Genomic DNA, 6,849 nt, shown 5'->3' on the forward strand with positions numbered 1-6,849 from the left:
ATGGGAGCGCTCCCACATCTTCGGATCCATCCCCCCACCGCCCGGGTGCCGCAGAAGCCACCCGGCGATCGAAAGGACTCCCATGAACGGATCGCGCCTCAAGCCATGCCTCGAACCACACCTCGAACCGCGCGGGAAGCAGCGCCGAAGCCCGCATCTCCGTCCGCGCCGCGGTTCCGCGGCAGTCGCGGCATTCGTGGCTGCCCTGTTCCTGGTCGCCCTCTCACTGACCGGCGCTTCACCGGCGTCCGCGAACACCACCCTCTGCGGCAAGACGGACAGCATGAAGGTCTCGGGCGGCAAGTACGTCGTCCAGAACAACGAGTGGGGTGACTCGATCCCCCAGTGCATCGACGTGTGGGACAACGGCTTCAAGGTCACCACCGGCTGGCACGACGTGGGCACCAGCGGCGCTCCGGCGGCCTATCCGTCGATCTACGCCGGCTGCCACTACGGCAACTGCTCCAGCGGCAACGGGCTGCCGCTGCAGGTGTCGGCCTTCGGCAACCCGCAGTCGAGCGTCGACTTCTCCACCGCCGACGGGCAGTGGGACGCCGCCTACGACATCTGGTTCGACACCGGCGCCGACCCGTCGGGCCAGAACAACGGCGAGGAGATGATGATCTGGGCCAACCACTCCGGGTCGCCCACGCCGTTCGGCTCGAAGGTCGGGACGGTCTGGATCGAGAACGCCAACTGGGACGTCTGGTACGGCCGCCAGAACAACGGCGTCGGCTGGAACACCGTCTCCTACGTCCGACAGCAGCCCACCCACGCGATCACGGTGAACATCAAGGACTTCACCAACGACTCGATCAGCCGCAACTACCTTTCGTCGGCGTGGTACATGACCAGCGTGCAGTTCGGCTTCGAGCCCTGGGTCGGCGGCCCCGGCCTGGCCGTGAACTCCTTCTCCTACGACTCCAACGGCAGTGGCGGAGGCGGTGGCGGTGGCGGTGAGTCCGGCACCATGACCGGGCAGCAGAGCGGCCGCTGCCTTGACCTGAAGGACTGGGGCACCGCCGACGGCACCCCCGTTCAGTTGTGGGACTGCGGAACCGGCTCGAACCAGAAGTGGAAGCGGACCGGCAGCACCCTCGTCAACCCGCAGTCCGGCAAGTGCCTCGACGTGGCCTCCGGTTCCACGGCCAACGGCGCCAAGGTGCAGCTGTGGTCGTGCAACGGCACCAGCGCCCAGCAGTGGCAGTTCAACGCCAACGGCACCGTCACCAACCCCCGGTCCGGCAAATGCCTGGACGCCAGCGGCTCCGCCAACGGCGCGCTCCTGCAGACATGGGACTGCTACGGCGGCGGAACACAGCCCAACCAGGTCTGGACGCAGAACTAGCGCCGCCGCGTCGCGTCGCGCGTCAAGCCTCGGCGCGCCCGACCGCATGACCAGGCCGCCGCCTGCGCCGTACCACCTCGTGGTGCGCCGCAGGCGGCGACCGGCGCCTCATGACCACTGCGCACCTCGGCAAACGCCGCCTGCCTGCGCACGAAACCGCAGGTCAGGACCCCTTGGCCGCCGGCTCCAGAATCGCCACGCACTCCACGTGATGCGTCATCGGAAACAGATCGAACGCCCGCAGCGTCCGCACCTTGTACCCGCCGTCCCGGAAGTACCCGAGGTCCCTGGCCAGCGCGGCCGGGTCGCAGGCGACGTAGGCGATGCGGCGGGCGCCGAGGGCGGACAGGTGTTCCACGGTCTTCTTGCCGGCGCCGGCACGCGGCGGGTCCAGGACGACCAGGTCGACCTCGGTGATGCCGGTGCGCGGGAGGACCGCCTCGACCTTGCCCTGCTCGATGCGGACGCGGTCGAAGGCGGCGAGGTTGTGGCGGGCGTCCTCGACGGCGCGCTTGCCGGACTCGATGCCGAGGACCGCGCCCTTGTCACCGAGGCGGTCGGCGAGGGCGCCGGCGAAGAGGCCGACGCCGCAGTACAGGTCGAGCGCCATCTCGCCCTTGCGCGGCAGCAGGCCCTGCATGACGGCCTTGACGAGGGTGTCGGCGGCCATCGGGTGGACCTGCCAGAAGCCGCCGCTGCCGACCCGGTGCGTACGGCCGTCGGCGCGCTCGCGCACGAACCCGCGGCCGTGGACACGGTGGATGCCGCCGTCGTGCTCCTCGACGCGCATCACGGAGACGGGCTTGTCGAGCTCGACCAGGGGGAGGCGGGCGCCGGGCCGCGGTTCCAGGATCACCATGCGGTCCTGGGAGCCCGTCGCGGCGATCGCCTCGACGGACTGCATGCCGGACCAGTCGCGCTCCTCGATGCCCAGCTCGCTGACGCCCGGCGCGGCGATCATGCAGTGCTCGATCGGCTCGACCTCGTGCGAGCGGTGGCGGCGCAGTCCGGCGTTGCCGTCGGCGTCCACCGCGTACTGCATGCGTGTGCGCCACGCGGGCACCTCGCCGGCCGGGAGCTTGTCGCCCTCGGCGGGCATCACCGTGCCGTCCCAGCCCACCTCCTCAGGGGTGAGACCGGCGAGCCGCTGCAGCTGCTCGGCGATGACCTCGCCCTTGAGGCGGCGCTGCGCGCCCGGCTTCGCGTGCTGCCAGTCGCAGCCGCCGCAGCGGCCCGGACCGGCGTACGGACAGGGAGCCTCGACCCGGTCCTTGGACGGCGTCAGGATCGTCACGGCGTCGGCGCGCAGGAAGCGCGCGCCCTCCTCGCCGTCCGTGACGCGCGCCACGACCCGCTCGCCGGGCAGCGCGTGCCGGACGAAGAGGACCTGGCCCTCGTCGGTACGGGCGATGCAGTGCCCGCCATGGGCGACGGGGCCGATCTCGACCTCGTACTCCTCCCCCACCAGCGAATTCTTCGGTTCTGCCTGCATGGTGGGGTGACTCCAGGAAAGAGAAGGGGGAACGGCCGGACAACAGCCCACCAGTCTACGTGCTCACGGCACCCCTCAATGCTTCGCGCTGTGCTCCTTGGCCCGCTCCTCCGCGGGTCCCCGGCGCACCGCACCCGGCGCGTTCCACTCCTGGCGCCTGCGGGCCCGCAGCTTGGCGCGCTCGGAGGACTCCAGCTGGTAGGGCACGGAGGTCACCATGACGCCCGGGGTGAACAGCAGTCGACCCTTGAGCCGCAGCGCGCTCTGGTTGTGCAGCAGGTGCTCGTACCAGTGGCCGACCACGTACTCGGGAATGATCACGGACACCGCGTCGCGCGGGGACTCCTTGCGCAGCGATTTCACGTACTCGATGATCGGCCGCGTGATCTCGCGGTACGGCGAGTCGAGGACCTTCAGCGGTACGTCGATGCCGCGCCGCTCCCACTCCTCGCGCAGCGACTTGGTCTCCGCCGGGTCGACGTTGACGGTGAGCGCCTCCAGGGTGTTCGAGCGCATCAGCTTGGCGTAGGCCAGGGCCCGCAGGGTCGGCCGGTGGATCTTGGAGATCAGGACGACCGAATGGACGCGGGAGGGGCGGACGCTGTCGTCGCTCGGGCCCTCGGGGGCCGCGATCTCCTCGGCCACGCGGTCGTAGTGCTTACGGATCGCGGTCATCGTCGCGTAGAAGATGCACATGCCCAGCAGGGCGACCCAGGCGCCGTGCGTGAACTTGGTGACGAGGACGACGACCAGGACGAGGCCCGTGAAGAACGCGCCGAAGGCGTTGATGGCCCGGGAGCGGACCATGTGGCGGCGCTTGGCCTGGTCCTTCTCCGTCGCCAGGTGGCGGTTCCAGTGCCGGACCATGCCGGTCTGGCTGAGCGTGAAGGAGACGAACACGCCGACGATGTAGAGCTGGATCAGGCGTGTGGAGTCGGCGCCGTAGATGACGACGAGCATGGTCGCCGCGCCCGCGAGCAGCACGATGCCGTTGGAGAAGGCGAGGCGGTCGCCGCGGGTGTGCAGCTGGCGGGGCAGATAGCGGTCCTGGGCGAGGATCGAGCCGAGCAGCGGGAAGCCGTTGTACGCCGTGTTGGCCGCGAGGAAGAGGACCAGCGCGGTGGCGGCGGCGAGAACGATGAACAGGAAGCTGCCCTTGCCGAAGACCGCCTCGGCGACCTGTGAGATCACCGGGTTCTGTACGTAGTCGGAGCCGATCGCGACGCCGTTGTGGATCAGGTCGGTGGCCGGGTTCTCGGCCATCCGGACCTTGGTCGTCATGGCAAGGGCGATGATGCCGCAGAACATGGTGACGGCGAGCAGGCCCATCGCCGCCAGCGTGGAGGCGGCGTTCTTCGACTTGGGCTTGCGGAAGGCCGGCACGCCGTTGGAGATCGCCTCGACGCCGGTGAGCGCGGCACAGCCCGAGGAGAAGGCGCGAAGGAGCAGGAAGACGAGGGCGAAGCCCGCGAGCCCCTCGTGCTCGGCCTTGATGTGGTAGTCGGCGGTCGGCGCGCGCATGGTGTCGTCGAGGACGACCCCGCGGAACGCGCCCCAGGCGATCATGATGAAGACGCCCGCCACGAAGACGTACGTCGGGATCGCGAAGAGCTTTCCGGACTCCTTGACTCCGCGCAGGTTCATCAGCGTGAGCAGCACGATGACGATGACGGCGCACAGCACCTTGTGCTCGACCACGAAGGGGACCGCGGAGCCGAGGTTCTCGATGCCGGAGGCGATCGACACGGCGACCGTGAGGACGTAGTCGACGAGCAGGGCGCTGGCGACCGTGAGGCCCGCCTTCGGCCCGAGGTTGGTGTTGGCCACCTCGTAGTCGCCGCCGCCGCTCGGGTAGGCGTGCACGTTCTGCCGGTAGGAGGCGACGACCGTGAACATCAGCACCACGACCGCCACGGCGATCCAGGGGCTGAAGTGGTACGCCGAGACACCCGCGATGGACAGGACCAGCAGCACCTCGCCGGGCGCGTACGCCACGGAGGAGAGCGGGTCGGAGGCGAACACGGGTAGGGCGATGCGCTTCGGCAGGAGCGTTTCCCCGAGCCGGTCACTGCGCAGTGCGCGCCCGATGAGGATCCGTTTGGGCACGTCGGTCAGTTTGGACACGCAGAGGATCGTATGCGTTCGAACGACGGCCCGCCCACCCTCCCCGCTCGAGTGGCGCTGTGGCGGCCCGGAGTCTGCTCTCCGAGTGAATTCACGGAGGGGTCCCGCTGCGGATTGCGCGGGCGGCGGGATCCACGTGCCTATATGACAAAACCCCCCGCCTTTCCTCTTTTCTTGATGGAGGTCCCATGCACACGACCGCGGAGCTCATCGGCGCTGCTGCCGGACTCGTCGGCCTCGGATTCCTGACACTTGCCAGCGTCCGCAGCATCAGCCGCCGCTGATCATCGGGATCCGCGGCGGCTGATCATCGGGGTCGGCCGAGCACCGATCGTCGAAAAGCCGCAGGCGAGCGTGCACAGGGGTCCCCCCGCGGACCGTGCGTGTGTACCTTGGGCGGCGGTCTGAGACCCTGTTCGGACCAAGTCAACGACTATTGACATCGGAAGGACGGTCGTGCACATCGTCATCATGGGCTGCGGAAGAGTGGGTTCCGCTCTTGCCCAGACCTTGGAGCAACAGGGGCACACGGTCGCCGTGATCGACCAGGACCCCACCGCCTTCCGACGACTGGGCTCCGGGTTCGGCGGCCGTCGTGTCACTGGAGTGGGCTTCGACCAGGACACCCTGCGCGAAGCGGGCATCGAGGAGGCGGGCGCCTTCGCGGCCGTCTCCAGCGGTGACAACTCGAACATCATCGCCGCCCGGGTGGCCCGCGAGATGTTCGGCATCGAGAACGTGGCGGCGCGCATCTACGACCCGCGCCGCGCCGAGGTCTACCAGCGCCTGGGCATCCCCACCGTGGCCACCGTCCGCTGGACGGCCGACCAGATGCTGCGCCGTCTGCTGCCGTCGGGCGCCGAGCCGCTGTGGCGCGACCCCACGGGCGGCGTCCAGCTCGCCGAGGTGCACGCCTCCGCCGCGTGGGTGGGCCACAAGATCAGCCGGCTCCAGGACGAGACCGGTGTGCGTGTGGCGTTCCTCACCCGGTTGGGCGAGGCGATGCTGCCCTCGTCCCAGACGGTGCTGCAGGAGGGCGACCTGGTGCACGTGATGATGCGTACGGACGACGTGGACAAGGTCGAGGCGGCGTTCGCCAAGGGCCCTGAAGAGGAGGGCGGTCACTGATGAGGGTCGCCATTGCCGGTGCCGGCGCCGTGGGCCGCTCGATCGCGGGCGAGCTCCTGGAGAACGGGCACGAGGTCCTGCTGATCGACAAGGCGCCGACCGCCATCTCGGTCGAGCGCGTCCCGCAGGCGGAGTGGCTGCTCGCCGACGCCTGCGAGATCACCTCGCTCGACGAGGCGGCGCTCCAGCGCTGCAACGTGGTCATCGCGGCCACCGGCGACGACAAGGTCAACCTCGTCGTCTCGCTGCTCGCGAAGACCGAGTACGGGGTCCCGCGGGTCGTCGCCCGCGTCAACAACCCCAAGAACGAGTGGCTGTTCAACGAGTCCTGGGGCGTGGACGTCGCCGTCTCCACCCCGCGCCTGATGTCGGCCCTGGTCGAGGAGGCCGTCAGCGTCGGTGACCTCGTCCGGCTGCTCCGCTTCAGCCACGGCGACGCCAACCTGGTGGAGCTGACGCTGCCGGAGGAGTCGGCGCTGGCCGGCACGCAGGTCGGCGACGTGGAGTGGCCCGAGGACACCTCCCTGGTCACCATCATCCGCGGCACCCGTGTCCTGACGCCGTCCAAGGAGGACTCGCTGGAGGCCGGCGACGAACTCCTCTTCGTGGCCGCCCAGGCCCGCGAGGAACAGCTGGAGGACCTGCTGTCGGTGCGCCGCGAGGACGCCGGCAGCTAGGGGCGCTCGATACGCCGATACGAGGAGGGGGCGCCCGGAGATCTCCGGGCGCCCCCGCCGCGTATCGGGGGAAGTGGGCA

At 69.6% G+C, this 6,849-nt stretch carries 5 protein-coding genes; 3 read left to right on the forward strand and 2 right to left on the reverse strand.

Translation table 11 applies throughout. The features are described from left to right. The first annotated feature begins 196 nt into the window (after positions 1 to 196). The gene (locus ABZS97_RS21110) at positions 197 to 1,348 is read left to right on the forward strand and encodes an RICIN domain-containing protein (RefSeq protein WP_356139812.1); all 1,152 of its coding nucleotides are present in this window, start codon (positions 197 to 199) and stop codon (positions 1,346 to 1,348) included. 163 nt (positions 1,349 to 1,511) lie between these two features. On the opposite strand, the gene ABZS97_RS21115 is transcribed toward ABZS97_RS21110, so the two are convergent. Both ABZS97_RS21115 and ABZS97_RS21120 read right to left on the reverse strand, forming a co-directional pair. Beyond that, entirely contained in the window at positions 1,512 to 2,840 is a 1,329-nt protein-coding gene (locus ABZS97_RS21115) for a class I SAM-dependent RNA methyltransferase (protein ID WP_356139813.1), read from the reverse strand. Positions 2,841 to 2,915: 75 nt separating this feature from the next. Then, entirely contained in the window at positions 2,916 to 4,964 is a 2,049-nt protein-coding gene (locus ABZS97_RS21120; protein ID WP_356139814.1) for an APC family permease, read from the reverse strand. A gap of 456 nt (positions 4,965 to 5,420) precedes the next feature. Here ABZS97_RS21120 and ABZS97_RS21125 point away from each other — a divergent pair, with 456 nt between their 5' ends. Beyond that, positions 5,421 to 6,092: a TrkA family potassium uptake protein gene (locus tag ABZS97_RS21125; RefSeq protein ID WP_356139815.1), complete on the forward strand. Its 672-nt coding sequence runs from the start codon at positions 5,421 to 5,423 to the stop codon at positions 6,090 to 6,092. Continuing rightward, complete coding sequence (locus ABZS97_RS21130) at positions 6,092 to 6,769, forward strand: TrkA family potassium uptake protein (protein ID WP_356139816.1); 678 nt, start codon at positions 6,092 to 6,094, stop codon at positions 6,767 to 6,769. The genes ABZS97_RS21125 and ABZS97_RS21130 overlap by 1 nt, the downstream gene beginning before the upstream one ends. The last annotated feature ends 80 nt before the right edge of the window (positions 6,770 to 6,849 follow it).

The organism is Streptomyces sp. NPDC005485 (genome assembly GCF_040606085.1).
Taxonomy (GTDB): Bacteria; Actinomycetota; Actinomycetes; order Streptomycetales; family Streptomycetaceae; genus Streptomyces.